At 72.3% G+C, this 24,385-nt stretch carries 19 protein-coding genes; 8 read left to right on the top strand and 11 right to left on the bottom strand.

What is annotated here, in order from left to right; genetic code table 11:
* Positions 1-7: 7 nt before the first annotated feature.
* Genes FR742_RS29895 through FR742_RS29880 form a run of 4 tightly spaced genes read right to left on the bottom strand, consistent with a single transcriptional unit; the run spans position 8 to position 5,414 of the window.
* Positions 8-985: an ABC transporter ATP-binding protein gene (locus tag FR742_RS29895; protein ID WP_148034028.1), complete on the bottom strand. Its 978-nt coding sequence runs from the start codon at positions 983-985 to the stop codon at positions 8-10.
* Positions 975-2,855, bottom strand: coding sequence for a dipeptide/oligopeptide/nickel ABC transporter permease/ATP-binding protein (locus FR742_RS46055; protein WP_148034027.1), 1,881 nt, complete (start codon positions 2,853-2,855; stop codon positions 975-977). The genes FR742_RS29895 and FR742_RS46055 overlap by 11 nt, the downstream gene beginning before the upstream one ends.
* Complete coding sequence (locus FR742_RS29885) at positions 2,848-3,789, bottom strand: ABC transporter permease (protein WP_261808814.1); 942 nt, start codon at positions 3,787-3,789, stop codon at positions 2,848-2,850. The genes FR742_RS46055 and FR742_RS29885 overlap by 8 nt, the downstream gene beginning before the upstream one ends.
* Entirely contained in the window at positions 3,786-5,414 is a 1,629-nt protein-coding gene (locus tag FR742_RS29880) for an ABC transporter substrate-binding protein (RefSeq protein ID WP_148034026.1), read from the bottom strand. Before FR742_RS29880 ends, FR742_RS29885 begins: the two co-directional genes overlap by 4 nt.
* A gap of 139 nt (positions 5,415-5,553) precedes the next feature.
* Between FR742_RS29880 and FR742_RS29875 the strand changes: the two genes are divergently transcribed.
* Positions 5,554-6,192: a TetR family transcriptional regulator gene (locus tag FR742_RS29875; protein ID WP_148034025.1), complete on the top strand. Its 639-nt coding sequence runs from the start codon at positions 5,554-5,556 to the stop codon at positions 6,190-6,192.
* Here FR742_RS29875 and FR742_RS29870 read toward each other — a convergent pair whose 3' ends face one another.
* The 3 genes from FR742_RS29870 to FR742_RS29860 are packed head-to-tail and all read right to left on the bottom strand — an operon-like array spanning position 6,193 to position 10,004.
* Entirely contained in the window at positions 6,193-7,101 is a 909-nt protein-coding gene (locus tag FR742_RS29870) for a rhamnogalacturonan acetylesterase (protein WP_148034024.1), read from the bottom strand.
* A gap of 18 nt (positions 7,102-7,119) precedes the next feature.
* On the bottom strand, positions 7,120-8,640 hold the full coding sequence (locus tag FR742_RS29865; protein WP_148034023.1) for a long-chain fatty acid--CoA ligase: 1,521 nt from the start codon (positions 8,638-8,640) through the stop codon (positions 7,120-7,122).
* Positions 8,637-10,004: a CdaR family transcriptional regulator gene (locus tag FR742_RS29860; RefSeq protein WP_148034022.1), complete on the bottom strand. Its 1,368-nt coding sequence runs from the start codon at positions 10,002-10,004 to the stop codon at positions 8,637-8,639. The genes FR742_RS29865 and FR742_RS29860 overlap by 4 nt, the downstream gene beginning before the upstream one ends.
* Positions 10,005-10,213: 209 nt before the next feature.
* Between FR742_RS29860 and FR742_RS29855 the strand changes: the two genes are divergently transcribed.
* Genes FR742_RS29855 through FR742_RS29835 form a run of 5 tightly spaced genes read left to right on the top strand, consistent with a single transcriptional unit; the run spans position 10,214 to position 14,878 of the window.
* On the top strand, positions 10,214-10,972 hold the full coding sequence (locus FR742_RS29855; protein ID WP_148034021.1) for an ABC transporter ATP-binding protein: 759 nt from the start codon (positions 10,214-10,216) through the stop codon (positions 10,970-10,972).
* Positions 10,969-11,679, top strand: coding sequence for an ABC transporter ATP-binding protein (locus tag FR742_RS29850; protein ID WP_148034020.1), 711 nt, complete (start codon positions 10,969-10,971; stop codon positions 11,677-11,679). Before FR742_RS29855 ends, FR742_RS29850 begins: the two co-directional genes overlap by 4 nt.
* Before the next feature lie 2 nt (positions 11,680-11,681).
* Positions 11,682-12,563: a branched-chain amino acid ABC transporter permease gene (locus FR742_RS29845; protein WP_148034019.1), complete on the top strand. Its 882-nt coding sequence runs from the start codon at positions 11,682-11,684 to the stop codon at positions 12,561-12,563.
* Complete coding sequence (locus tag FR742_RS29840; protein WP_148034018.1) at positions 12,560-13,585, top strand: branched-chain amino acid ABC transporter permease; 1,026 nt, start codon at positions 12,560-12,562, stop codon at positions 13,583-13,585. The genes FR742_RS29845 and FR742_RS29840 overlap by 4 nt, the downstream gene beginning before the upstream one ends.
* 6 nt (positions 13,586-13,591) lie before the next feature.
* Positions 13,592-14,878: an ABC transporter substrate-binding protein gene (locus FR742_RS29835; RefSeq protein ID WP_148034017.1), complete on the top strand. Its 1,287-nt coding sequence runs from the start codon at positions 13,592-13,594 to the stop codon at positions 14,876-14,878.
* Between the two features lie 69 nt (positions 14,879-14,947).
* Here FR742_RS29835 and FR742_RS29830 read toward each other — a convergent pair whose 3' ends face one another.
* Together FR742_RS29830 and FR742_RS29825 are read right to left on the bottom strand one after the other, a co-directional pair.
* Positions 14,948-15,844, bottom strand: a complete 897-nt coding sequence (locus FR742_RS29830; RefSeq protein WP_148034016.1) for an NAD(P)-dependent oxidoreductase — start codon at positions 15,842-15,844, stop codon at positions 14,948-14,950.
* A 22-nt stretch (positions 15,845-15,866) separates the two neighbouring features.
* Positions 15,867-16,430 carry a transcriptional regulator gene (locus FR742_RS29825; RefSeq protein ID WP_148034015.1) on the bottom strand — a complete coding sequence of 188 codons (564 nt, stop codon included), beginning with the start codon at positions 16,428-16,430 and terminating at the stop codon, positions 15,867-15,869.
* 121 nt (positions 16,431-16,551) lie between these two features.
* On the opposite strand from FR742_RS29825, the gene FR742_RS29820 reads away from it, so the two are divergent.
* Entirely contained in the window at positions 16,552-19,149 is a 2,598-nt protein-coding gene (locus FR742_RS29820; RefSeq protein WP_148034014.1) for a M28 family peptidase, read from the top strand.
* Between the two features lie 206 nt (positions 19,150-19,355).
* Here FR742_RS29820 and FR742_RS29815 read toward each other — a convergent pair whose 3' ends face one another.
* Together FR742_RS29815 and FR742_RS29810 are read right to left on the bottom strand one after the other, a co-directional pair.
* Complete coding sequence (locus FR742_RS29815; RefSeq protein ID WP_148034013.1) at positions 19,356-20,852, bottom strand: M28 family metallopeptidase; 1,497 nt, start codon at positions 20,850-20,852, stop codon at positions 19,356-19,358.
* A 217-nt stretch (positions 20,853-21,069) separates the two neighbouring features.
* Positions 21,070-22,545 carry an alkaline phosphatase PhoX gene (locus tag FR742_RS29810; protein WP_148034012.1) on the bottom strand — a complete coding sequence of 492 codons (1,476 nt, stop codon included), beginning with the start codon at positions 22,543-22,545 and terminating at the stop codon, positions 21,070-21,072.
* 127 nt (positions 22,546-22,672) lie between these two features.
* Between FR742_RS29810 and FR742_RS29805 the strand changes: the two genes are divergently transcribed.
* Positions 22,673-24,355 (top strand): DUF4434 domain-containing protein, encoded by a 1,683-nt coding sequence (locus FR742_RS29805; RefSeq protein WP_148034011.1) that lies wholly within the window; start codon positions 22,673-22,675, stop codon positions 24,353-24,355.
* The last annotated feature ends 30 nt before the right edge of the window (positions 24,356-24,385 follow it).

The following is a 24,385-nucleotide window of genomic DNA, read 5'->3' as shown; positions in this document are numbered from 1 at the left end:
CATTCTCCTAGATGTCGGGGAAGTGGCAGGCGACGTAGTGGTCGCCGCCGTTCACCGGGCGGATCTCGGGCTCCTCGCGCGCGCATCTCTCGGCGGCGCGCGGGCAGCGGGTACGGAAGCGGCAGCCGGACGGCGGGTCGACCGGCGACGGCGGCTCGCCGCTGATGAGCCGGTCCGCCGGCGGCAGGTCGAGCCCGCTGCCGGGGATGGCGGCGAGCAGGGCCTTGGTGTACGGATGGGCGGGCCGGGCGATGAGGTCCTCGCTGGGCGCGAGCTCGCACGTCTTGCCGAGATACATCACCAGGATCCGGTCGCTGACGTTCTTCACCACGGCCAGGTCGTGCGCGATGAACACCAGCGTCAGCCGGTAGCGCTCCTTCAGGTCCTCCAGCAGGGCGAGGATCTGCGCCTGCACCGACACGTCGAGCGCCGACACCGGCTCGTCGCAGATCACCACCTCCGGCTCCAGCACCAGCGCCCGCGCGATCGAGACACGCTGGCACTGCCCGCCGGAGAACTCGTGCGGCCGCCGCACCGCCGCCGTCGCCGGGTCCAGGCCGACGGCCTCCAGCACCTCGTCGACGTCGAGGGCGCCGCGCCCCCACACCTTCGGCCCCTCCTCGACGATCTCGCGGACGCGGCGGCGCGGGTTCAGCGACGAGATCGGGTCCTGGAAGATCATCTGCAGCCGCCGCCTGACCCGGCGCAGCGCCTCGCCGCGCAGCGAGGTCAGGTCGAGCCCGTCCAGCCGCACCGAGCCGGCCCGCGGGCGCGGGAGCTGGATGAGCGCCCGCGCGGTGCTCGACTTGCCGCAGCCGGACTCGCCGACGATGCCCAGCGTCTCGCCCTTGGCCAGGTCGAAGCTCACGCCGGAGACCGCCCTGACCGTGCGGCCGCGCCCGGCGGGGAACTCCACGTACAGATTCTCGACCTGGAGCAGCACTTCGTCACGCGGGCGCAGGTGCGCCGTCCCGCTACCGGCCATGGCTCTCGGCTCCTTCCGGCGCGCCGGCGACCGCCGATCCGGTCGGGTGCCAGCAGGCGTAGAGATGGTCGTGGTCGCCGGTCAGCGGCGGGGCCTCCGCGCCGCACCGGTCCTGGGCGTACGCGCAGCGCGGCCGGAACGGGCAGCCCGGCGGGACGTCGGCCAGGTCCGGCGGACGGCCGGGGATGACCCGCAGCCGGTGGTGCGACGGGTCGGTGAGCCGCGGCGCCGCCTGCAGCAGCGCCTCGGTGTACGGCATCCGGGGCCGGGCGAAGACCTGTCCGGCGGGGCCGTGCTCGACGACCTTGCCCGCGTACATGACGATCACCTCGTCGGCCCACTGCCGCACTACCGACAGGTCGTGGCTGACCAGCACCACGGCCATGTCGCGCTCCTCGCGCAGCCGGTGGATGAGGCGCAGCACCTGGTCCTGGATGGTGACGTCGAGCGCGGTCGTCGGCTCGTCGGCGAAGAGCACGTCGGGGCCGCAGGACAGCGCCATGGCGATGGTGACCCGCTGGCGCATCCCGCCGGAGAGCTGGTGCGGGTAGCGGCCCAGCGTGCGGGCCGGGTCGGGGATGCCGACGGAGGCGAGCAGCCGCGCCGCCTCCTCGCGGGCCCGCTTGCGGCTCATGCCCAGGTGCACCCGGAGCGGCTCGGTCACCTGGGTGCCGATGGTGCGGACCGGGTTGAGCGCGGTCATCGGGTCCTGGAAGACGGTGCCGAGCCGGCGGCCGAGCACCTGGCGCATCTCCTCGGGCGTGAACCTCGTCAGGTCGTCGCCCTCCAGGCGGACGTGCCCGCCCCTGGACACGTCGGCGGCGGGCAGCAGGCCGAGGATGGTACGGATCAGCATCGACTTGCCGGAACCCGACTCGCCCACGATGGCGAGGGTCCGGCCGCGCTCCAGCGTGAAGGACACCCCGTCGACGGCCTTGACCGTGCCGCGCGGGGTGTGGATGTGCGTGCGCAGGTCGTCGACCTGGAGCAGGGCGCCGGTGACGGGCTCCGCCACGGGGGCCGCGGGCAGCGGCGCGGACTGCCGGGCCGGCTCCAGCCCGCTCTGCCGCACGTCGGTCAGCGCCCGCAGCCGGTCGCCGACCAGGTTGAACGACAGCACGGTCAGGAACATGACGATCGAGGGCGCCAGCACCACGTGCGGGGCGGTCTCCATCAGCGTGCGGCCCTCGTTGATGAGCCCGCCCCAGGTCGGGGTGGGAGCCTGCACCGACAGCCCGAGGAAGGCCAGGCTGCCTTCGGCCACGATGACCACGGCCATGCCGATGAAGGCGTAGGAGGCGGCCGGCACCGCCACGTTCGGCATGATGTCACGCCACAGGATGCGGCGGTCCCGTACGCCGAGGACGCGGGCGGCGAGCACGAACTCCCGCTCGGCGAACGACAGCGTGGCGCCCCGGATCAGCCGCACCCAGGCGGGGATGCCCAGCACGCCGAGCACGATGAGCACGTTGCGCAGGCTGGCCCCGGCGAAGGCCACCACGGCCAGCGCGAACACCAGCGAGGGGAAGGCCAGCGCGATGTCGTTGACCGCCATGATCACCGCGTCGGCGAAGCCCTTGCGGTATCCGGCCAGGACGCCGAGCGGGGCGCCGAGCCCCAGGCCGAGCACCACCGCGCCGATGCCGACGCCGAGTGAGACGCGGGCGCCGTGCACGACGCGGCTGAACACGTCGCGGCCGAGGCCGTCGGTGCCGAAGGGGTGCTCCGCGCTCGGGCCGGACCGGGGCGGGCCGACCAGCGTCTCGTCGTAGCCCGGGATGGGCAGCAGGTCGGCCAGCGCGGCCGCGGCCACGACCAGCGAGATCCACGCGGTCGCGATCCAGAATCCGGCTCCGAAGCGCCTACGCACGACGGATCCTCGGGTCGACGGCCGCGTACACGACGTCCACCAGGAAGTTGACCAGCACGTAACCGACCGAGATCAGCACGACGCCTCCCTGCACGGTCAGATAGTCGCGGGAGAAGATGGAGTCGACGATGAGCCGCCCGATGCCGGGCAGCCCGAAGAGCGTCTCGATGATCACCGTGCCGCCGATGAGCGCGCCGAGGTTGAGCCCCACGGCGGTGATCAGCGAGATCGCCGAGGGCCGCAGCGCGTGCCGCCACAGGATGCGCCGCGGCGACAGGCCGCGGGCCCTGGCGAGCGTGATGTAGTCCTCCTGCAGGGTCGCGATCAGGTCGGCGCGCAGCAGCCGCGCGTAGACGGCGAGCTGCCCGCAGCCGAGCGTGATCGCGGGCAGCAGCACCGAGGTGAGGTTCCAGCCCAGGTCCACCGAGATGGGCGTCCACCCGGTGGCGGGCACGACCTGCCAGGTCACCGCGAAGATCAGGATGAGCAGCACGCCGAGCACGAACACCGGCGTGGACAGCAGCGCGAAGCTCATCGCGGTGAGCGCCTGGTCGAGCGCGCCCCCGGCCCGGCGGGCCGCGGCCACGCCCACCGGGATCGCCAGGCCGAGCGCCACGAACTGCGCGGCGACGAGCAGCTCCAGCGTGACCGGCAGCCGCTCGGCCAGCTCGTCGGCGACCGGCACCCGGGAGATGTAGGAGGTGCCCCAGTCGCCGGAGAGCAGGCCGCTCAGCCAGTCGGCGTAGCGGACCATCAGCGGCTGGTCGAGCCCCATGTCCGCGCGGAGCTGCGCACGGGCCTCCTCGGTGGCCGAGATGCCGAGGATCTGCGTGACGGGGTCGCCCGGCAGGAGGTTGAGCAGCCCGTAGGACAGGAACGTCACCACGAGCAGCACCACCACGAGCCGGACGAGCCGGTGGACGACGAGGATCACTGTGTGCTGATCCAGACCCCGGAGAACGGGTGGTAGGGGATCGGCGCGCCGGTCAGCGGGAGACGCTTCTCCCCGTCGGGCAGCATCTGCTCGTCGATGCCGCGGACCTTGGTCTTCGCGATGATCGCCCCCGTGGTGAGGTGGTCGAGGAAGACGTACGGCACCTGCTCGCGCAGCCGCTCCTGGACCGTGGCGTACGCCTGCTTGCGCGCGGCCTCGTCAGGGGAGACCCGGCCGATGTCGAGCGCCTTGCTGAGCTGCTCGTCCTTGAGCCGGGTGAAGTTGAGCGAGACCTTGCCGACGGGCTGCGCGTAGGCCTGGTGCAGCCAGATGTACTCGCCGTCGGGGTCGGAGGAGGAGAACGCGGTCCACACGGTGGCGTGGTAGTTGCCGATGACGGCGCGGTTGATCAGGTCCGGCTGGTCGGCCTGCTTGATCGTCACGTCGATGCCGGCCTTGCGCCACATGTCCTGGACCAGTTCGACGCCCTGCATGGTGTTGGGGTCGGGCGTGGAGATCACCTCGAACTCGACCGGGCCCTTCTCCGCCTCCACCTCCTTCACCAGGGCGGTGGCCTTGGCCAGGTCGAAGGCGGGGTAGGCGCCCTGGTCGGAGTACCACTTGGAGTCCTTGGTCCAGGGACCGTCGGCCGGTTCCGTCAGCCCGCCGCGCAGGGTCGAGACGACGGCGTCGCGGTCGGTCGCGTGCGCGAGGGCCCTGCGCACCCTGACGTCGTCGAGCGGCGGGACGGCGGTGTTGAGCATGAACGTGTACTCGGGCGCCGGCATGCCCTGCGTCCGGTACACCGTGTAGGCGTCCTTCTGCTCGCCGTACTTGACGATGTCCTCGTCGCGGGTGGTGCCCATGGCGTCGACGCCGCCGGCCTCCAGCGTCTGCGCGCGGGTCTGGCTGTCGGGCAGGACGCGGAACTCGATCTCGTCCAGGTACGGGAGACCGCTGCGCCAGTAGCGGGGGTTCTTGGTGACGACCATCCGGCTGTCCGGCACGTACTCCTTGAACACGAACGGCCCGGTGCCGACCGGCTTGAGGCTGGCGGCCTGGGGGTCGGCCAGCGACGAGGGCGGCACGATCATGCCGACCTGCGCGGCCAGGTAGTAGGGGAAGGCCACCCAGGGCTGCTTGAGCTTGACCGTGACCGTCATCGGGTCGGTCAGCTCGATGGAGTCGAGCGGCTGGAAGACGGCCGTGTTGAGCGGGGACGCCTGCTGCGCCTCCAGGTTGGCCTTGACGATGTCGCCGGTCAGCGCGATGCCGTCATGGAAGGAGATGCCCTCCCTGACCTTGATCGCCCATTCGTCGTACTTGTCGTTGGGGGTGAGCGACTCGGCCAGGTAGGGCTTCCAGGCGCCTTCGGCGTCCATGCTCACCAGCGGTTCGATGATCGTGGTGACCATGCTGTAGCTCTGCGCCGCGAACTGGTCGGTCACCGGGTTGAGCCCGTTGGCGTCGGCGCTCAGCGCGTACACGAGCTTGCCGCCCGCCTTCGGCCCCGACGAGTCCGACGGCGACTCGCCCGCCGGCGTCGCGCTGGGCCGCTGCCCGCTGCACGCCACCAAGGTCACAGCCGCCAGCGCGAGGGCCAACGGCCTGGTCCAGCGTTTCATCCACGCCTCCTCCCGGTCATCCCCCGAGAGCAATTTCACCGATAGTACTATCGGTGAAACTTCGCACAAGCGCCAGAGGGCGGATCGTTACCGGGGATCGGTCCAACTACAGTTATCGGTGGACGAGAGAAGGTAACCCGTGACCAACACACCGCTCACCAGGAGCGAGGCCAAGGACCTGACCAGGCGGAGACTGATCAGGGCCGCCCTGGAGATCCTCGACAAGGAGGGTGAGGCGGGCCTGACGACGGTCAAGGTCGCCAAGGCCGCGGGCATCGCTCAGTCCAGCTTCTACGTGCACTTCAAGGACAAGCAGGATCTCCTGCGCGCCCTCGGCGACGAGGGCGGCGAGCGCCTGCGCCGCGCCATGCGCGAGGCCCGCCGCCAGGCCCGCGAGGCGCCCACCGAGCTGGAGAGCCACCGCGACACCTTCCGCATCCCGCTCGACGCCATCTCCCGGCATCCGGAGCTGCTGCGCATCCAGCTGCGCGCCCGCCACGACCCGTCCTCGCCGCTGCGCGAGTTCGCCACGGAGACCGCCAAGGCCTACCGCGACCACCACGCGGCCGACCTGGCCGCGCTCGGCTACACCGCCGACAACGAGCGCGACCGCCGCCGCCTGGAGATGATCGCCGAAGGCATCAACGCGGCCACCAACGCCCTGGCGATCGGCCACATCGAGGGCCGCTACCCGGAGATCGAGGAGGCCGTCGACGTGCTGGTCGCGCTGTCGAGGGGCGCGCTGCGGTGGCTGCGCGCCACCCAGACGGGCTCCTGATCAGATCAGGTACGGGGTCACCAGCCCGAGCCTGCGCAGCCCGGCCGCGACCAGGTCGGCGAAGAGCGTCGCGCCGTGCTCGGAGGTGTGGGTGTCGTCGCCCTTCTCCCGCGTGAGGTAGAGGCGCTCGGACCCCTCGGGGCCGAGCCCCTCGACCAGCGCGCGGCTCTCGGCGGTGAGGTCGATCAGCGCCACCCCCTGGGCCGCGGCCACCGCGCGCACCTCGGCCGGCAGGTCGACGCCGAGCCCGTTGACGATCAGCCCTTCCTGGTCGAGGCATCCGCCCCGGAACCGGCGCCGCACCACGGGCGTGACCAGCACCGGCGCGGCGCCCCTCGCCTCGATGCCGTGCACCAGGCGGGTGAGGTTGGCGCGGAACTCCACCGCGCTGGTGTGCTTGTCGTTGTGGCCGAACTGGACCAGGGCCACGTCGCCGGGGCCGAGCTGGTCGCGCATCGCCGCCCACATGGCCGGCTTGGCCAGGAACGACGCCGACGACTCGCCCGAGCCCGAGTGGTTGACCACCGACAGCCCGCGCCGGAAGTGACGCGGCAGCCGCTGCCCCCAGCCGGTGTAGGGGGCCGTGGCCTGGTCGGTGACGGTCGAGTCGCCCGCCAGGAACAGGCTCCGCCCTCTGGCCGGGCTCAGGTGCACCGAGCTCACCTCGGGATCCGGGCCGGTGAACGTGAGGGTGAGACCGGGGCTGCCGTCGCCGTCGAAGCCGTTCTGCTGGCTCTCCGGGGTGCGCACGTTGACCGTGAAGTCGCGGCGCGCGGGCCGGTCGCCGGGCGACGCCCACACCATCAGCCGCCTGGCCTCCGCCAGCACCTGGGTCGTGGCGCCGCCGATGACCACGCTGACGTCGTAGTGGCCTGGCTCCACGTCGAAGATGTGGGTGATCGGCTTCACACGGGCCCTCCTGCGCGGTCAGCCGCGAGCTGCACGCCCGCTGGCACGGGCCGGCGGGGGGAGCGTGCTGAGCGGCAGCGCGATCGCACGCTTGAGGATCTTACCGGTCGGGCTCACCGGAAGTTCGTCGAAGACCGAGATGTGGCGGGGATACTTGTACGGCGCGACCCGTTCCTTGACGAAGGCGCGTAGTTCGTCCGGATCCACGGGCTCCCGCAGCGCCACCACGGCGGCGATCTCCTCGCCGAGCTCCGGATGCGGCACCCCGATGACCGCGGCCTGCCGCACCGCCGGATGCTCGTACAGCACCTCCTCCACCTCGCGCGGGTAGACGGTGTAGCCGCCGCGCAGGATCACGTCGCGGCGCCGGTCGACCAGGAAGAAGAACCCGTTCTCGTCCACCCGGCCCAGGTCGCCGGTGTGGAACCAGCCGTCGCGGATGGCCTCGGCGGTGGCCGCCGGGTTGTTCCAGTAGCCCTTCATCACGTTCGGGCCGCGCACCACGATCTCGCCGATGTCGCCGCACGGCACCTGGCGGCCGTCGTCGCCGACCACCCGCATCTCGATGCCGCGCACCGGCCAGCCGATCGAGCCGGGCCGCCGGCCGTCGCCGCCCCTGTTGGTGGCGGCCACCGCGGAGGTCTCGCTGAGGCCGTACCCCTCGACGATCGCGCAGCCGAAGCGCTCCTCGAAGGCGCGCAGCACGTCGAGCGGCAGCGGGGCGCCGCCGGAGACGCAGATGCGCAGCAGCGACAGGTCGGCGGCGCCCGGGTGGTCGAGCAGCGCGATGTACATGGTCGGCACGCCCTGGAAGACCGTCACCCCGTCGCGGCGCATCATCTCCAGCGCCCGGCCCGCCTCGAAGCGGCTCATCAGCGTCAGCCGCGCCCCGGCGTGCACGGTCGCGTTGAGCGAGCACGTCTGGCCGTAGGAGTGGTAGAGCGGCAGCGCGCCCAGCACCACGTCGTCCACGCCGAGCGCGTGCATGCGGGCGATGGTCGCGGCGGTGCCGCCCAGGTTGCCGTGGGTCAGCTCGATGCCCTTGGCCCGGCCCGTGGTGCCGGCCGTGTAGTGGATGACGGCGGTGTCGCCGTCGTCGCGCGCGGCCACCCCGAGGTCGGCGGCCAGGCCGCGCAGCAGCCGGCGGAACTCGTCGGGCACCACGAAGAAGCAGTCGGTGCCGGTGGCGGCGGCGCCGGCCTCGGCGGTCTCGGCGAAGGCGTGCCAGGCGATCAGCAGGCGCGGCCCGCAGTCGCTCACGTACGCGGCGATCTCGCGCTTGCGCAGCAGCGGGTCGAGCGGCACCACGACGGCGCCCATGCGCAGCACCCCGTAGTAGACCGCGGCGAACTCCGGCACGTTGGGCAGCATGATCGCCACCCGGTCCCCGGTCCCGATGCCCCGGCCGCGCAGCAGCGTCGCCACCCGCGCGGACATCGCGTCCAGCGCCCGGTAGCTGAGCACCGCGTCGTCCAGCGTGATGACCGCTCTCTCGCCGAGTCGCTCGGCGGAGGTGTGGAGCCGGTCGGCGAGGTTCATGGAAACGACCGTACGTCCGAGGTCCCCCGGTCCTCATTGGTCGCGGTGGCCAGTCTTTTCCGCTCGGGATTGGTGGGAGGCAGCGAGTCCTGCAGCGCGATCGCGACCAGCAGCTCGACGAGGTCGTTGATGTGGCGCAGGCTCCGGCCGGTGCGCTCCTGGATGCGGCGCAGCCGGTATTGAGCGGTGTTGGGGTGGATCTGCAGCCGCTCGGCGGCGGTGCGCAGGTTGAGGTCGGCGGCGGCGAACGCGCGGATGGTGGCGGTGAGCACGCCGCCCCTGGCCCGGTCCTCGTCCAGCAGCGAGGTGATGCGCGGGTCGACGAGATTGCGAGCGGTGTCGTCGGCGCCCAGGGCGAGGTACTGGAAGGGGGTGATGCGCGGCAGCGCGGCCACCCCGCCGTCCTCGGGCAGGAAGTCGATCACCGCCCGAGCCTCCTGGTAGGCCTGCGGGATCCGGGCGATGCCCCCGCCGGCCGTGCTGATGCCCATCGCCAGCACGATACCTTCGGCCAGCAGCGACTCGCGGAGCGCCTGCAGCCGGTCGCACAGCTCCTCCGGGTCGTCGTTCTGGCCGAGCACCGGGACGGCCACGATCTCCGACTGGCGCACCACCGACAGCGTCCGCCCTCCGGTCCTGGCGTTCGCCCCGGTGTTCAGCCTCGCGAGCGCCGCGCACGCGGCGTGCCGGGCGTCGGCGCCCCGGTCCGGCCCGCGCGGCACCGCGGTGCGCGGGCCGAGCACGACCGCGACCACCACGAGCAGCGGCGTGCGGGTGTCCTCGCACAGCCCGTGCGCCTGCGCGGCGGCGAGCTGCGGCCCGCGCGTCGGCACCGCGCCGGCCAGCAGCGTCTCCAGCAGGTCCCGGGTCTCGCGGACGGCCTCCGCGGCCGCGTACTGCTGGAACTCCATGTACGCGTGGGCGGCGTGCGTGCTGGCGAAGTCGCAGTACCGCATGAGCGGGGCCGCCAGCGACAGCGCGGCCTCGCGCCCGGCGGCGGTGTGGCCAGCCCTGGCCAGCACCGACTCCCAGAACACCTGCTGGCCGACCCTGAAGGCGTTGATGTAGTCGGCCAGCGCGATCCCGGCCCTGGCCCGGCGCATCGCGGCCTGGCGGACGTAGGCGATGTCGTCCGGCTTCACCGTCCTGTCCTCGAACAGCACGGCGAGCTTGCCCCGGTAATGGCGCACCACCTGGTCGCGCACGTCGGCCAGGAACTCCTCGCTCTGGGCCGCGTAGGCCGGGATCTCGGCGCGCATCGTGACCACGGCCGCCCCGGCGAGCTTCTCGACGTCGGAGAGTAGTTCGGAGAGGATCCGCGCGCGCTGCGCCCGGACCGGCTCCGCACCAGTGAACGTTTCCATACCGGAACCACTGGACATGTCCGGGATGATCCCCGGTGGTTGCGGGGAGGTCAACGGCTCGTAACCGCTCCGAGACAGTCGCTGTGTCCTGTGGACAACCTTCGGTGCACATGTTGGGTCGCCGTGCCCAATGCGGCCGGAGACGGGCCGAACCTACGCTGACCCCAACTTCAGAACATTCTTCCGCTCGCTGTGCCCCAGGAGGCCGGATGCTGGAAGTACACGATCTTACCGTCCGGTTCGGCGGCATCACGGCGCTCGACGGCGTCGGATTCTCCGTGGGGAACGGCGAGATGGTGGGCCTGATCGGACCCAACGGCGCCGGCAAGACCACCCTGTTCAACTGCCTGACCCGGCGCTACCAGGCCGACGCGGGGCAGGTGCGCTACGAGGGCGAGGACCTGCTCGCGGTGCCGCCGCACGCCATCGCGGCGCTCGGCATCGCCCGCACGTTCCAGAACCTCGGCCTGTTCCCGCGCATCTCCGTACGGGACAACGTGCTGGTCGGCGCCCACCACCGGGGCAGGGCCGGGTTCCTCACCGCGGCGCTGCGGCTGCCGGGCGTGCGCGGCGAGGAGCGGCGGCTGCGGGCCCAGGCCGACGCCGTGCTGGAACGGCTGGGCCTGTCGGCCGTCGCCGACCACCCGGCCGCCGGGCTGCCCTTCGGCACGCTCAAACGGGTGGAGCTGGCCAGGGCGCTGGCGGCGGAGCCGCGGCTGCTGCTGCTGGACGAGCCGGTCAACGGGCTCAGCTCGGCCGAGGTCGAGGAGTTCGCCGGCACCCTGCGCGCCATCCGCGACGACCTGGACCTGACCGTGGTGGTGGTCGAGCACCACATGGGCTTCGTCATGAGCACCTGCGACCGGATCGTCTGCCTGGACTTCGGCAAGAAGATCGCCGAAGGCCCGCCGGCCGAGGTCCAGCGCGACCCCGGCGTCATCGAGGCCTACCTGGGGACGGCGGTATGAGCGAGCTGGTGGTCTCCGGGCTGAACGCCGGATACGGCGGCGGCCAGGTGCTGCACGACGTCAGCCTCACCGTGGGGGAGGGCGAGATCTGCGCGATACTCGGCCCCAACGGGGCGGGCAAGACGACTCTGCTGCGGGCGCTGTCCGGCATGGTCAAGGGGCGCGGCGGCGTCCGGCTCGGCGACGCCGAGCTGCTCGGCCGCTCGCCCGACGCGCTGGCCAGGATGGGCGTCGCGCACGTGCCGGAGGGCCGGGGCACGTTCATGCCGCTCACCGTCGAGGAGAACCTGCGCCTGGGCGCCTACACCCGGCGCGACCGCCTGGAAGAGGACCTCGACCGCATCTACGGCTACTTCCCCGCGCTGAAGCCCCGGCTCAAGCAGGCGGCGGGCAGCCTGAGCGGCGGCGAGCAGCAGATGCTCGCCCTCGGTCGGGCGCTCATGCTGCGCCCCCGGCTGCTCCTGCTGGACGAGCCGTCGCTCGGCCTCGCCCCGCTGATCACCCGGGAGCTCTTCCGCATCGTGCGGACCATCAACGAACAGGAGCGCACCACCGTGGTCGTCGTCGAGCAGAACGCCCATCTCGCCCTGGGCATCGCCCAGCAGGCGCACGTCCTGGAAACCGGGCGGATCGTGCTCTCGGGCACGGCGGCGCAGATCCAGGAGGACGAGCAGGTCGCCCAGTCCTACCTCGGCTATCGGGTCTGACCATGACCGGATTCCTGCAACAGGTCATCCAGGGGCTGAGCACCGGCGCCATCTACGCCAGCCTGGCCCTCGCGCTCGTGCTGATCTACCAGTTCACCGGGATCGTCAACTTCGCCCAGGGCGAGCTGGCCATGTTCTCCACCTACATCGCCTGGCAGTTCACCGCGGCGGGCATGCCGTTCTGGCTGGCGCTGGTGCTCACGCTGGTCGTGTCGTTCGCCGGCGGCATGCTCATCGAACGGGTGATCATCCGGCCGGTCGAGGGGGCGCCGGAACTGACCCTGGTGATCGTCACTGTGGGGCTGTTCATCTTCGTCAACGCCGCCGCCGGGTGGATCTGGTCGTTCCTCATCAAGGACTTCCCCAACCCGTTCCCCGGCGGCGCCTTCGAGGTGGGCGGGCTGACCGTCGGCTTCCAGACGCTCGGTGTCTTCGCCGTCGTCGGGATCGTCATGGGCCTGCTCTACCTGCTGTTCCAGCACACCAAGATCGGGCTCGGGATGCGCGCGGTGGCCACCAACCCGGTCTCCGCGCGGCTGGTCGGCATCCGGGTCGGCGTGACGCTGGCGCTCGGCTGGGGGCTGGCCGCCACCGTCGGCGCGGTGTCCGGCGTGCTCGTCGCGCCGCTGCTGTTCCTGGAGCCGAACATGATGGGCGGCGTCCTGATCTACGCCTTCGCCGCCGCCACGCTCGGCGGCTTCGACAGCCCGGCGGGGGCGGTCGCCGGCGGGCTGATCGTAGGGGTGGCCGAGACCCTGGCCGGAGCCTACGTCGGGGCCATCGGGCCCGACCTCAAGGTCGGCGTGCCGCTGATCATCATCCTGGGCGTGCTGCTGCTGCGGCCCCAGGGCCTGTTCGGGCGAGCGGTGGTGGAGCGGGCATGAGCGAGTCGACACAGGTCACCAGCAGGGCCGGCGCGCCTCCACGGGGGCAGGCGCAGGCGCCGGGGCGACGGGTCCGCCGGCAGTGGATCGTGGCCGGCGTGCTGCTGGCCGCCGCGATCTACGCGCCGTTCCAGCTCGTGCCGTTCCACGTCTTCCAGCTCACCATGGTGCTGGTCTACGGGGTGGCGCTGCTCGGGCTGAACGTCCTGGTCGGGCACGCCGGGCAGATCTCGCTCGGGCACGGCGCGTTCTTCGCCGCCGGGGCGTACGCGGCAGCGATCATGATGTTCCACTGGGAGCTGCCGTACCTGGCGACGCTGCCCGTGGCCGCCGCCGTGGCGTTCCTGCTGGGGCTGGTGCTGGGCGTGCCCGCGATGCGGCTGCGCGGCCTCTACCTGGCGCTCGTCACACTGGCCATCGCGATCTTCCTGGTGCCGCTGCTCAAGCGGTTCGAGGAGGTCACCGGCGGGTCCATGGGGCTGTCGCTGGCCAAGCCGGCGCCGCCCGCGTGGAGCGGCCTGGCCGAGGACCAGTGGCTGTACTTCCTCGCCCTGGCCGTCGCCGTGGCGGCGTTCCTGCTGGCCGCCGGGCTGCTCCGGTCTCGGGTGGGGCGGGCGCTGCACGCCGTGCGCGACGACGAGATCGCGGCCGAGGTCATGGGGGTGCGGCTCTCGTACTACAAGACGCTCGCCTTCGCCTGGAGCGCGATGTTCGCCGGGGTGGCGGGCTGCGTCTACACGTGGGTGATCGGGTTCGTCTCGCCGGACTCGTTCCCCGTCACGCTGTCGATCACGCTGCTGGCGGGCATCGTCGTCGGAGGTCTCGGGTCGCTGTCGGGCCCGGTGCTCGGCGCGCTGTTCGTGATGTTCGTGCCCAGCCTCTCGCAGGACATCAACGAGGCCGCGCCCGGTGTGATCTTCGGCCTGCTGATCATCGCGGTGATGTACGTGGCCCCGACCGGCCTGGCCGGCCTGGCGGGGCGCGCGAACGACTCTCTCAAGAAGACCCTCCGGAAGGGGTAACACGACATGCGTTTTACTGCGATCGGCCGTACGGCGGTGACGGCCACCCTGGTGATCGCCGCGGCGGCCTGCGGGGGTCGAGGGGAGACCGGAGAAGGGCAGGCGACGACCAGCGCCGCCCAGGGACAGTGCCAGGGGCAGCAGACCACCGGCATCACGGACACCACGCTCAAGCTCGGCGGCATCTACCCGCTGTCGGGGCCGGCGTCCGCCTACGGTGACATCCCCAAGGGCATCAAGGCGTACTTCGACTACGTGAACGCGGAGAAGGGCGGCGTCGACGGGCGCAAGGTCGAGCTGGTCGTCCGCGACGACGGCTACCAGCCGCCGAAGGCCGTCGAGGAGGCGCGCAGGCTGGTCGAGCAGGAGCAGGTGTTCGCCCTCTTCCAGACGCTGGGCACCCCCTCCACGACCGCCACCTGGGACTACACCAACCAGCGCAAGGTGCCGCAGGTCTTCGTCGCCACCGGCGCCTCCCAGTGGGGCACCGACACCGAGCACCCGTGGACCATCGGCTGGCAGCCGAACTACGTCTCCGAGGCCCGCGTCTACGCCCAGTACCTCAAGACGGAGAAGCCCGGCGCCAAGGTCGCCGTCCTCTACCAGAACGACGACTTCGGCGAGGACCTGTTCGGCGGCTTCAAGCGGGCCATCGAGGGCACGGACGTCACCGTCGTGGCGGAGCAGAGCTACGAGGTCACCGACCCCAGCATCGAGCCGCAGATGCGCAACCTGGCCGAGTCGGGCGCCGACGTGTTCCTGAACGTCACCACCCCGAAGTTCGGCTCGCAGGCGCTGGCCGCCGACGCCAAGAACACCAAGTGGAACCCGCTGCACATCGTCAACAACGTCGCCGCCTCCGTCACGGTGCTCAAGCCGGTCGGCTTCGAGAACGTGCAGGGCGTCGTGTCGTCCTCGTACTACAAGGACCCGAACGACCCGCAGTGGGCGGACGACGCGGAGATGAAGCTCTACAAGGAGAAGATGGCGCAGTACGCGCCCGGCGCCGACCCCAACATCCCGTACCACACCTTCGGCTGGGCCGTGGCGAGCAGCTTCCACAAGGCGTTGGAGGCCGCGCCGTGCAAGACCCGCGAGGGCCTGATGGAGTCGGTGCGCAACCTGAACAACGTCCAGGTCGACATGCTGCTGCCCGGCGTGACCATGCAGACCTCGGCCGACGACGCCTTCCCGATCGAGTCGATGCAGCTCATGGAGTTCAAGGGTGAGCGCTGGGAGGTGTTCGGCGAGGTGATCGACACCCGTAAGGAGTTCGGTCCGCTCAGCAACTGACGCCGATCAAGGGCCGTCCGCCTTCGGAGGCGGACGGCCCTTCGGCGTCCGGCGGTCAGAGGCGAGGCGTCACGGGCGCGCCTTCTCCGGCAGCGGCCGCCCGTCCTCGCCGAGGTAGTCGCGCCAGGAGCGCGACGGCCGCCAGCCGAGCAGGCGGACGGCCTTCTCGCAGGAGATGCCGGACGCGTCGGGCCTGGACAGCGGCCTGATCGGGATCGCCTCGCCGTAGACCGTGGTGATCAGGTCGGCCAGCCCCCGGTTGGCCGCGTTGTCGGGCGAGGCGATGCAGAACACCTCGTGACCGGGCAGCCCGGACTCGACGGCCAGCACGATCGCGTCGGCCAGGTCGTACACGTCGATGTAGCTCCACAGCCCCGCGCTCGGCTGGTAGGGGTCGCGGAGCTGCGGCCCCAGGTTGCGGGCGTAGTTGCCCTCGTGCTGCACCCAGCTCGGCCGCAGCGACACGCACGGGATGCCGGTGCGGCGCACCGCGGCGTCCATGAGCTGCTCGCCGAAGTGTTTCGAGAGCGCGTACGGATCCTGCGGCGCGACCGGGTGGTCCTCGTCGATCGGCGCGTACGACGGCAGGAACGGCCGGTCGGCGAAGAAGAAGCCCGGCACGGTCTCGCTGGAGATGTTGACGAACCGCGTCACGCCGAGCGCCACCGCGGCCTCGATCATGTTGAACGTGGCCATCAGGTTGTTCTGGAACACCACGTGCGGCGGGTTGTGGGTGGGGTCGGGGATCGCGGCGGCGTGCACCACCGCCTCCGCCCCGCGCACCACCGCGAACGCCTGGCCCGCGTCGGTCAGGTCGGCCTGCCGGTAGCCGGGCTCGGCCGGGTCGGGCCGCTCCCAGACCGGGCGGGTGACGTCGACCGCCGTCACCTCGTGGCCCGCGCCCATCAGCGCCCGCACGGCCGCGCGGCCGACCTTGCCGTGCGCTCCCGTCACGACGACCCGCATCGCACCCTCTTCCCGTGATGGCTCACCCGTCGGACTCCGGATAGGCGAAGAAGCGGGTGTGGACGCGCCGCGCCCCGGGGCCCGCCTCCTCGGCCGTCTTGTCGTACTTGCCGAGAAGCGCGATGTATTCCTCGAAGAACTCCGCCAGCTCCTCCAGCGTCACCCGGATCGTGCCCCGCGAGTAGGGGAAGGCGTCGCCCCAGCCGCCGGGATCGACCGCCGCCTGCGCGCGGCGGAACGCCTGCATGTCGTCGGCGATCGCGCGGGCGTTCATCTCGTCGATGATCGCCCTGGTCTCCTCGTCCTGCTCGCTGCGGAGCGGGAAGCGCAGGTCGGCGGGGACGAAGCGCCACCAGCGCTCGCGGCCGTGCGCCTTCTCCGGCAGCTCCTCGACGAAGCCGTGCTTGGCCAGCTCGCGCAGGTGGTAGCTGGTGGCGCCGGTGTTGAGGTCGAGCTCGCGGGCCAGCTCGGCGGAGGTGGCGGGGCCGTGGGCGCTGAGGTGGTTGAGGATGCGCTGACGGCGGGGATGGGCGAGCGCGCGCAGCGCCTCAAGGTCGTCGAGCTTGCGCGTGCCGTGCTCAGCCATGGCGTCAACCTAACTGTCGCGTGAGTTCTGTGCAACTTTGCCCGCTGCTAGCTGGGGTTCGGGGGTGAATTGTGCACAAGTAAGCTTGCACAATCCATTGTGCACAGTTCATTATGCATCTATGGACGCTCTCTCCCGGCGGCTGCCGGCCGCCGTCGCCCTCGTCGCCGTCACCCTGCTCGCGGTCGCCGCCTGGCTGGCCGAACTGCCGCCCGCCCCGGCCGGGCGGGACGCGCCGCCCGGCTCGTTCAGCGTCGAACGGGCCTGGCCCGTCCTCGAACGCATCGCCGGCGAGCCCACGCCCGTCGGGTCCGTCGCGGGCGACGCCGTCCGCGACCATCTCGTGGCCGAGCTGACCCGGCTCGGGTTACGGCCCGAGGTGCAGACGGGGGCCGGCGCGCACCCGTTCGGCGGGGACGTGGTGGCCGGGGTCACCGAGAACGTGATCGCCGTCGTCCCCGGCGCGGACTCCACCGGCCGCGTCGTGCTGGCGGCCCATTACGACTCCACGCCCACCACGCCCGGCGCCAGCGACGACAAGGCGTCCGTGGCCGCCATCCTGGAGATCGCCCGCGCCCTGCGCGCCGGGCCTCCGCTCCGCAACGACCTGGTGCTGCTGCTCAGCGACGGCGAGGAACCCGGGCTCATCGGGGCCGAGGCGTTCCTCCGTCACCCCATGGCGCGGGACGGCGGCGTCGTGGTCAACCTGGAAGGGCCGGGGAACGCCGCCCCGTCGTCCGTCTACAACGTGACCCCCGGCGGCGGCGCCCTGGTGGGGGCGTTCGCGCGGGCCATGCCGCACCCGGTGGGCGAGTCCGCGATGGTGGGGGCCTACCGGGGGACCGGCTTCCACTCCGACCTGACCGTGCTGGAGGAGAACGGGTGGATCGGGATCGACCTGGGGCTCGCCGGCGGGCGCGCCTACTACCACCACCCCCGTGACACCCCTGCCGCCCTCGACCGGGCGGCGCTGCAGATGCAGGGGGACAACGCGCTCGCCATGGTCCGCGAGCTCGGCACGGCCGACCTGCGTGAGCTTCGGCAGCCCCGGGACGAGGTGTTCTTCACGATCTTCGGTGTGGTGTTCCGCTACCCGGCGGGACTCGCCACCCCACTGGCTGTCCTGGCCGCCCTCGCCGTCCTGGCCCTCGCCGCGTACACCCGTCTCTCGGCACGACCCCGGAGGGCGGAGCCGGGGACCGTCCCGGACGGTGGGGTAGGTGCGGGGCCGGCGTCCGGCGGCACCCGCCCTGCTCGGACACGGGCCGCCACCAGGTTCGGGGGTGCGGCGCCTGTGACGGTGCCGCGGTTGGTCGCCGGGATGGTCGCCGTGCTCGGGGTGCTGGTCGTGGTCACCGGGCTGAGCATGGGGTTGTGGCCGGCGCTCGTGGCTCTGGAGCCGGGGTACGGGGATCTGGTCAGCGATCCGTACCGGCCGGAGCCGTATCGACTGGGCCTGGTCATGATGGCGGTGGCCGTCGTGTGGGGAGCGTACGTGGCGCTGCGGCGGTGGCTGAACGCGGTGGTGCTGACCGTCGGGGTGCTGTTCTGGCTGGCGGTGCTCGGGGTCGCGGCGGCGTTGCTGATGCCCGGGGCGTCGAACTACGGGTCGCTCACCGCGCTCGCCGGGGCCGCGGGGCTCGCGGGCGCGCTGGGGCTGCGGCGGCGGCCCGTGCTGGGGACGGTCGTGCTGGCGTGCGGGGTGGCGCCGGCGGTCGTGATGTTCAGCGTGGGAGCGCGGTCCATCAGCACCGCGATCGGGCTGGTGATGGCCGCCCCCGCAGGTCTCTTCTACGCCTTCGCCGCCCTGTCGGCGCTCCCCCTGCTCGCCGCCGTCACCCCGGGAGGTGGCCGGACCCCGGCGGCAGTTCCTGCGCGCGGCGAAGCCCCGGCGGCCGTCCCTGCGAGGGGCGGCGCGCCGGTCCAGCCGACCGGCGTCGGGCCGAGGACGGGCGCGGGAGGCGGTCCGGGTGTGCGCGTCGGGCGGCGGACGGGCGCGGAAGGCGGTTCGGGTGTGCGGGTCTGGCGGTGGGTCGGGGTGTGGGGTGGGCCTGTGGTGGCTGGGGTGCTTGCTCTTGTGCTGGGCGGGGTGGGGCTGGGGGTCAACCGGTTCGGGGAGGAGCGGCCCCGGCTGGCGCATCTGGCGTACGTGCTCGACGCCGACGCCCGGCAGGCCGCGTGGGTGAGCATGACCGAGCCGCCGCACCCGTGGGCGGCCGAGCGGGCGCCGGACGTGCCCGCCTCCTGGGATTTGCCGCTCCCGTACCGGCAGGTGCCCGCCCGCGTGGGGACCGCGCCCGCCGCCGGGCTGCCCGCGCCCGAGCTGACCGTGCTGGAGGAGCGGCGCGACGGCGGCGAGACCACACTGCGGGTACGGGTGCGGTCCCAGCGGGGGGCCTACCAGTTGAACCTGCATGCCGACGTCGCGGTCATCGGTGGCTCGTTCGAGGTGCCGGGGCTGGCGCCGGTGACGCTTCCCGCGTACGAGCCGGAGGGCGGGGCGTGGCCGTTCGAGGTGCAGTTCTTCGCGCCGCCGGAGGAGGGGGTGGAGTTCATGCTCCGGTTCGAGAGCGCGACGCGGCCACGGCTGGCGGTCGCCGACATCACGCTCGGCCTCGACGGCGTCCCGGGGCACCGGCCGCGCCCGGCGGGGGTGGACATGACCCCGTCCGGCGGCGGGCTCCCCACCGACTCGGTGACGGTGATCCGGGTGCTCTGAGCATCATGGGCGCGGAACTTCGCACCGAAGGTCAAAAGAAGAAAATCTTCTCGGGAAACCCCTCGGGCCGGGCGCCGTGAGCAAGCCTTCGGCCTGCCCGGCCCGCCGTGGTCAGGGAAGAGCACATTCCGCCTCGGGACAGAGTCCTGACCGGCGGTATGGAACGGCGGGGTCCTGTGAGGGCAGGGCCCCGCCGTTCCGGGGCGTCAGTTCTGGGCGGTTGCGGAGGAGAGGGCGGCGCGGGCGCCGGCCGGGCGGTCCGGAATGGTGCGCAGGTCGAACGCGTACCGGGCGGTGGAGTCGGCGATCGCGTCGGAGTTCACGTCCAGCGCGAACGCGTTCACGTTCGTGAGGGTGTCGCAGGCCAGGTGGTAGCACGGGTCGTAGGCCTGGCCCGCCGTGCCGCCCCACAGGGCCGCCTCATCCGGCGTCTTGATGCCTTCCGCGCCGGTGAAGATGCCGCCGGAGGGGATGCCGACCGCGATGAACGGCCCGTAGTCGGAGCGGCCGTCGAAGTCGGTGCCGCGGGTCGGCACCTTGCGGTCCTTGAAGAACTTCTCCAGCCGCGCCTCGATCTGCGCCGATCCGGGCGGGCCGGCGGGCGCGCCGGTGGCGTCGGAGTCGTCGCCGTCGTAGAGGAACAGGCCGTAGTTGGGCGAGGCGACCATGTCGAAGTTCAGGTAGACCCTGATCCGGTCGCGCTGCGCCTGGGTCAGGCTCTCCACGTACTGGTCGGAGCCGAGCAGGCCGATCTCCTCGGCGGCCCAGAAGGCGAAGCGGACCTTGTTCTTGACCGGGAAGTGCCGCATCTGCAGCGCGGTCTCCAGGATGGCGGCGCTGCCGGAGGCGTTGTCGTTGATGCCCGGGCCCTCGGGGACGCTGTCCAGGTGGGCGCCGACCATGACCACGTCGCGCGAGTCGCCCCAGCGGCTCTCGGCGATCACGTTGTCGTTGGTGCCGAGCGTGAGCGTCGCGTCGACCGCCAGGCGCACCGGCGTGGCCGTGGTGGCCAGCGCGTTGCCGACGGCGAAGTCGGCGTAGATCATCGGGATCCCGGCCCGCCACTCGCCGATGTCCAGCGGGTTGGCCTCGGTCCGGCCCGGCTGACCCTCGTTGAAGACGATGATCGCGGACGCGCCGGCGAACCCGGCGTTACGGACCTTGGTGGCGAACGGGCAGGTGCCGCGCTGGATGAGCGCGATGTTGCCCGCGGTGAACCCCGCGAAGTCCGCCATCTCGCAGCCGCTGGTCGAGGTCGGCGTGGGGGCCGGCGGCAGGGTCAGGTCGACGCCCTGCACCGGGGCCGTCACGTCGCCGGCCGGCGACGGCTGGAAGGTGAAGAAGTCCTCGTTGGGCGTGTAGTCCGCCAGGACGGGCGGGCTGTTCTCGACCCAGCCCGCCACGAAATCGATCGGCTGCAGGGTGACCTTGTAACCGGCCTTGCGGAGCTTGTCGGCGACGTAGTCACGGGACGCGTCGTAACCGGAGGTGCCCGCCGCCCGGTTGCCCCCGTTGGCGTCGGCGATGGCCTGGAAGGCCTTGAGGTGCTTGCTGACGTTGGCGCCCTTCACCTGCTTCACCAGCAGCTTGGCGAAGACCTCGTCGAGCCCTCCGGCGGCCTGGGCCGGAGACGTGAGGGAGAGTGGGAGAGCGAGTGCCGTGACCAGGGCGAGGGCACGGACGACGCCTCGGCGAATTGTCATGTCGCACTTTCCATGTGACGGCGGTGGAGTCATGCGCCCGTCTGGGCGCGGGGCCATCTCAGGGGATGGCTAGAGGGAGATCCGCACGGCAACTCATGCCCCCGAAGCGTGCTGAACGGAACGTATGCCCGAAGGCAGCCCCTGAGAAGGCCCAGTCAGCCCATCACCTGCGGCAGATTTGGGACACTCTCGCAGTTGACGACCCCGCGTACGCGGTCTATAGGGGCCCTCGCCGCCACGGGCCCCTGATCGCGTACGTGCGCCCTGGCGGATCGAGGGAGGCCGTCGAGCCGAGCTGGTTGACGAAGAGCACCGACCCGTCGGGGCTGAAGCACGCCCCGGCGAACTCGCTGTCGTCGGCGATGTTGACCGCGAACTCGAAGGGCCGGCCGCGGCGCGGGTCCAGCCCGATCAGCCGGTTCACGTTGGCCAGGCCGGGGGCCAGCGGGTGCGGGTCGGCGTCGGCGTCGGAGGCGTCGTCCTCGCACAGCACGATGCCGCCGCGCGGGGTGAACGTCAGGTTGTCCGGCGAGTCCAGCTCCTTGCGCCCCGGCGACTCGTACACCAGGACCAGCGTCCCGCCCTCGCGGCCGGGGATGTACCGCCAGACCTGGCCGTACCCCTCCACGTAGCCGTCGGCGCCCGGCGCGTCGCCGTTCTTGGCGTCGCCGCCGCTGGTGGAGTTGAAGAACACCGAACCGTCGCCCCACCAGCAGCCCTCCAGCCGGTTGAACTTCGCCCCGCCCTTGGCCAGCCCCTGCTGCGTGCAGGTGGGGGCGCCGCCCTCCAGGTCCGGGTCGGGGTCGTCGACGCGCACCCACTCGACCGGCAGCCGGGCGCCCATCCGCTGGCCCTCGCGGCAGTCGTAGCCGTCCACGCCCTTGATCTTGAGCATCTCCAGCACGCCGCCCCGGGCCAGGTTCTCCGGGTCGCGCGGGCGGAACCGGTAGAACCCGTCGGGCTTGCCCGAGTCGTCCTCGGTCTCGTACACGTACCCGGTGCGCGGGTCGACGGCGACCGCCTCGTGCGAGAAGCGGCCCATCGCGGTGAGCGGCATGGACGCGGCCGGTCTGCCGGGGGAGGGGCCGCGCAGCGGCACCTCGAAGACGTAGCCGTGCTTGCGCTGCCATCCGCCCGCCGGCCCCGCGGTGGTCTCCTCGCAGGTCAGCCAGCCCCGGTCGCCGAGCATGCGGCCGCCGGCGCAGTTGATGATCGTGCCGTTGAGGCTGACGAAGTGGCGCAGGACCTCGCCGCTGCGCAGGTCCACCTCCAGCGTGGTGGTGCCGCCGACGCCCAGCTCGTCGTACCGGGCCGAGCCGGGCACGTGCACGCGGCCCTCGGGCGTGCCGGGGGTGGTGCGCACCTCGTGGTTGCGGATCAGGCGGACGGTGTGCCGGCGGGTGCCGGGGAAGGCGGCCATGCCGTCGTGCGCGATGGGCGTGAGCACGCCGTCGGACATCGGGGTGCCGGTCTTGCCGAGCACCACGTACGAGAACCCGGACGGCAGGGCGAGCAGCTCCTCGCCGGTGTTCGCGCTGGGTGCGCGGCGGAGCGGGCCGTAGCCCTCGCCGCCGGTGGCGGCCTCGCGGCCCGTCTCCGCCCAGGAGGCGTGCGCGGCCAGGGTCTGGACGGCGACGGCGGTGGCCAGGGCGCCGCCGGTGGAGAGGAAGGATCGTCGATCGAGCGCGGTCATGGGGAGTTCACCTCGCTGACAGCTCGGGTTCACAAAGCGTAGACGCCGGATTCGAGGGCAAGGAGGCCCAACTTGATCGGGCCGCGCGAAGTAGCGTGTGAACCGTTCCCGGCGCGAAGGGGCAGGTGTGCTGCAGCGGATCCTGCGGATGGCGGTCGCCGTCACGGTGGTGGTGCTGGCCCTCGTGCCCGACAGCCTGGTCGGCCGGGTGGCCGGGGCACTCCCCGGGGCAGGTCCCGGGGAGTGCCCGCCGCGCGACACCCGGGTCCTGGCCCGCTACCCGATCACCGGTTACTGGATGATCCCGCGCTCCGACGCGTGCGTGACCCGGCGGATGGTCGAGGCCATCCACGGGGTGGGCGCCGACACGCTGATCACGTTCGGCGCGCGGCTGCTGCCCGCGTCCGTCGGCCCGGACGGGCGGGTGGGCGGCGCATTCGACGACTGCGTCGAGGACGGCAGGACCTGCTACCAGGCCGCCCGCGACACCGGCAGAACGATCCGGCAGGTCTACACGTACACGGCGAGCGAGCACTTCGGGGCCGGGGTGCTGCGCTGCCCCGGCCTGGACCGGCGAATCGAGAACGGCGGGCGCGTCTACTACCGGCTGATGCTCGGCGACTCGTGCGAGGCGTCCACGTACGACCTGCTGCTGGTCGCCGCCGACGGCGACGGCGTGGGGCACATGATGACCGAGGCCGCCGCGCAGGGCATGAAGGTCTTCCCCGGCCTGCCGGTGCCCCCCAAGGACGGGGCCAAGCCGTGGCTGCCCGACCTGGCCCACCTGCCGGCGCTCAACGCCTTCACCGCGCGGGTGGTCGCCGACTACCGGCAGCGGTACGGGGCCTCGCCCGCGCTCGGCGGCCTCTACCAGTCGTTCGAGCTGGCCATGCGGGGCCGGGCCGGCGACGACCCGATCATCGCCCTGTACGCGGCGCAGCACGAGGTGGTGGCCGGCGCGTGGCCCGGGGTGACGATCATGGTGAGCCCGTTCTGGGACGCGCGCCGGGGCCGCGGCTTCCCGCCGGAGCAGGTGGAGAAGGGGTTCGACGAGATCGCGGCCACCCGGGCTGGGGCGCCGATGGTCATCGCGATCCAGGACGGGCGCGGGGTCGGCAAGGTCCCGGTGCACGGGCCTGACGAGGCGGACGCGCCGGTGGACCCGCGGCTGGAGCCGGTCACGGGCAAGGTCACCAACCGGCAGGCCTACTACGGCTCCGCCCGCGACTACATCGAGGCCGCGGCCCGGCGGGTGACGCCCGGCGTGCGGCTGTGGGTGAACGTCGAGGTGTTCGAACCCACTCAGGTGGCGGGCGAGTGCGGCCGGGCCGACCCGTTCCCGCTGCGCGGCCGTACCACCAAGGCCCGGGTGGACGAGCAGGTCGCGGCGGCCGCCGCGCACGGCACCAAGATCATCGCGTACGGCTGGGACCCGTTCCTGACCTGCCGTGACGACCCGTCGGCGCCGTCGCTGGCCGACGAGCTGGCGGCCGGCTGGCAGGAGCCGATCGTGGCGCGCGCGACCCCGGCCGTGCGGGACGGGGTGGCCGGCGTCCTGGTCGAGGGCTACCACCTGGGGGGCGGCACGCTGCGCTTCACCTACCACCGGGCGGGCTCGGGGCCGGTGACGGTGGAGGCGTCCCAGGAGTGGCACGACCCCGGCACGGGCCGGGACATCCCGCTGGAGTCCGCGTGGGCCCCCTTCGAGCCGGAGGATCCGGATCCGGCGCGGCCGTGGGTCACCATCACGGCCACCAACGGCGCCGGGCACACCGCCACGTCCGGTTACGCCATGTCCGTCAGTCCGTGACCTTGTGGCGTCGCTCACCTATCGTGTCGT

The organism is Nonomuraea sp. C10 (assembly GCF_008017515.1).
Classification (GTDB): Bacteria; Actinomycetota; Actinomycetes; order Streptosporangiales; family Streptosporangiaceae; genus Nonomuraea; species Nonomuraea ferruginea.
The sequence above is the reverse complement of the archived record's forward strand: the minus strand, read 5'-3'. Positions and strand labels throughout refer to the sequence as shown.

Bases quoted from the DNA above. Each gene is read 5' to 3' on its own strand.
- FR742_RS29895 (WP_148034028.1), bottom strand. From the start codon at position 985: ATGGCCGGTAGCGGGACGGCGCACCTGCGCCCGCGTGACGAAGTGCTG.
- FR742_RS29880 (WP_148034026.1), bottom strand. From the start codon at position 5,414: ATGAAACGCTGGACCAGGCCGTTGGCCCTCGCGCTGGCGGCTGTGACC.
- FR742_RS29865 (WP_148034023.1), bottom strand. From the start codon at position 8,640: ATGAACCTCGCCGACCGGCTCCACACCTCCGCCGAGCGACTCGGCGAG.
- FR742_RS29860 (WP_148034022.1), bottom strand. From the start codon at position 10,004: ATGGAAACGTTCACTGGTGCGGAGCCGGTCCGGGCGCAGCGCGCGCGG.
- FR742_RS29855 (WP_148034021.1), top strand. From the start codon at position 10,214: ATGCTGGAAGTACACGATCTTACCGTCCGGTTCGGCGGCATCACGGCG.
- FR742_RS29850 (WP_148034020.1), top strand. From the start codon at position 10,969: ATGAGCGAGCTGGTGGTCTCCGGGCTGAACGCCGGATACGGCGGCGGC.
- FR742_RS29845 (WP_148034019.1), top strand. From the start codon at position 11,682: ATGACCGGATTCCTGCAACAGGTCATCCAGGGGCTGAGCACCGGCGCC.
- FR742_RS29840 (WP_148034018.1), top strand. From the start codon at position 12,560: ATGAGCGAGTCGACACAGGTCACCAGCAGGGCCGGCGCGCCTCCACGG.
- FR742_RS29835 (WP_148034017.1), top strand. From the start codon at position 13,592: ATGCGTTTTACTGCGATCGGCCGTACGGCGGTGACGGCCACCCTGGTG.
- FR742_RS29830 (WP_148034016.1), bottom strand. From the start codon at position 15,844: ATGCGGGTCGTCGTGACGGGAGCGCACGGCAAGGTCGGCCGCGCGGCC.
- FR742_RS29825 (WP_148034015.1), bottom strand. From the start codon at position 16,430: ATGGCTGAGCACGGCACGCGCAAGCTCGACGACCTTGAGGCGCTGCGC.
- FR742_RS29820 (WP_148034014.1), top strand. From the start codon at position 16,552: ATGGACGCTCTCTCCCGGCGGCTGCCGGCCGCCGTCGCCCTCGTCGCC.
- FR742_RS29815 (WP_148034013.1), bottom strand. From the start codon at position 20,852: ATGACAATTCGCCGAGGCGTCGTCCGTGCCCTCGCCCTGGTCACGGCA.
- FR742_RS29810 (WP_148034012.1), bottom strand. From the start codon at position 22,545: ATGACCGCGCTCGATCGACGATCCTTCCTCTCCACCGGCGGCGCCCTG.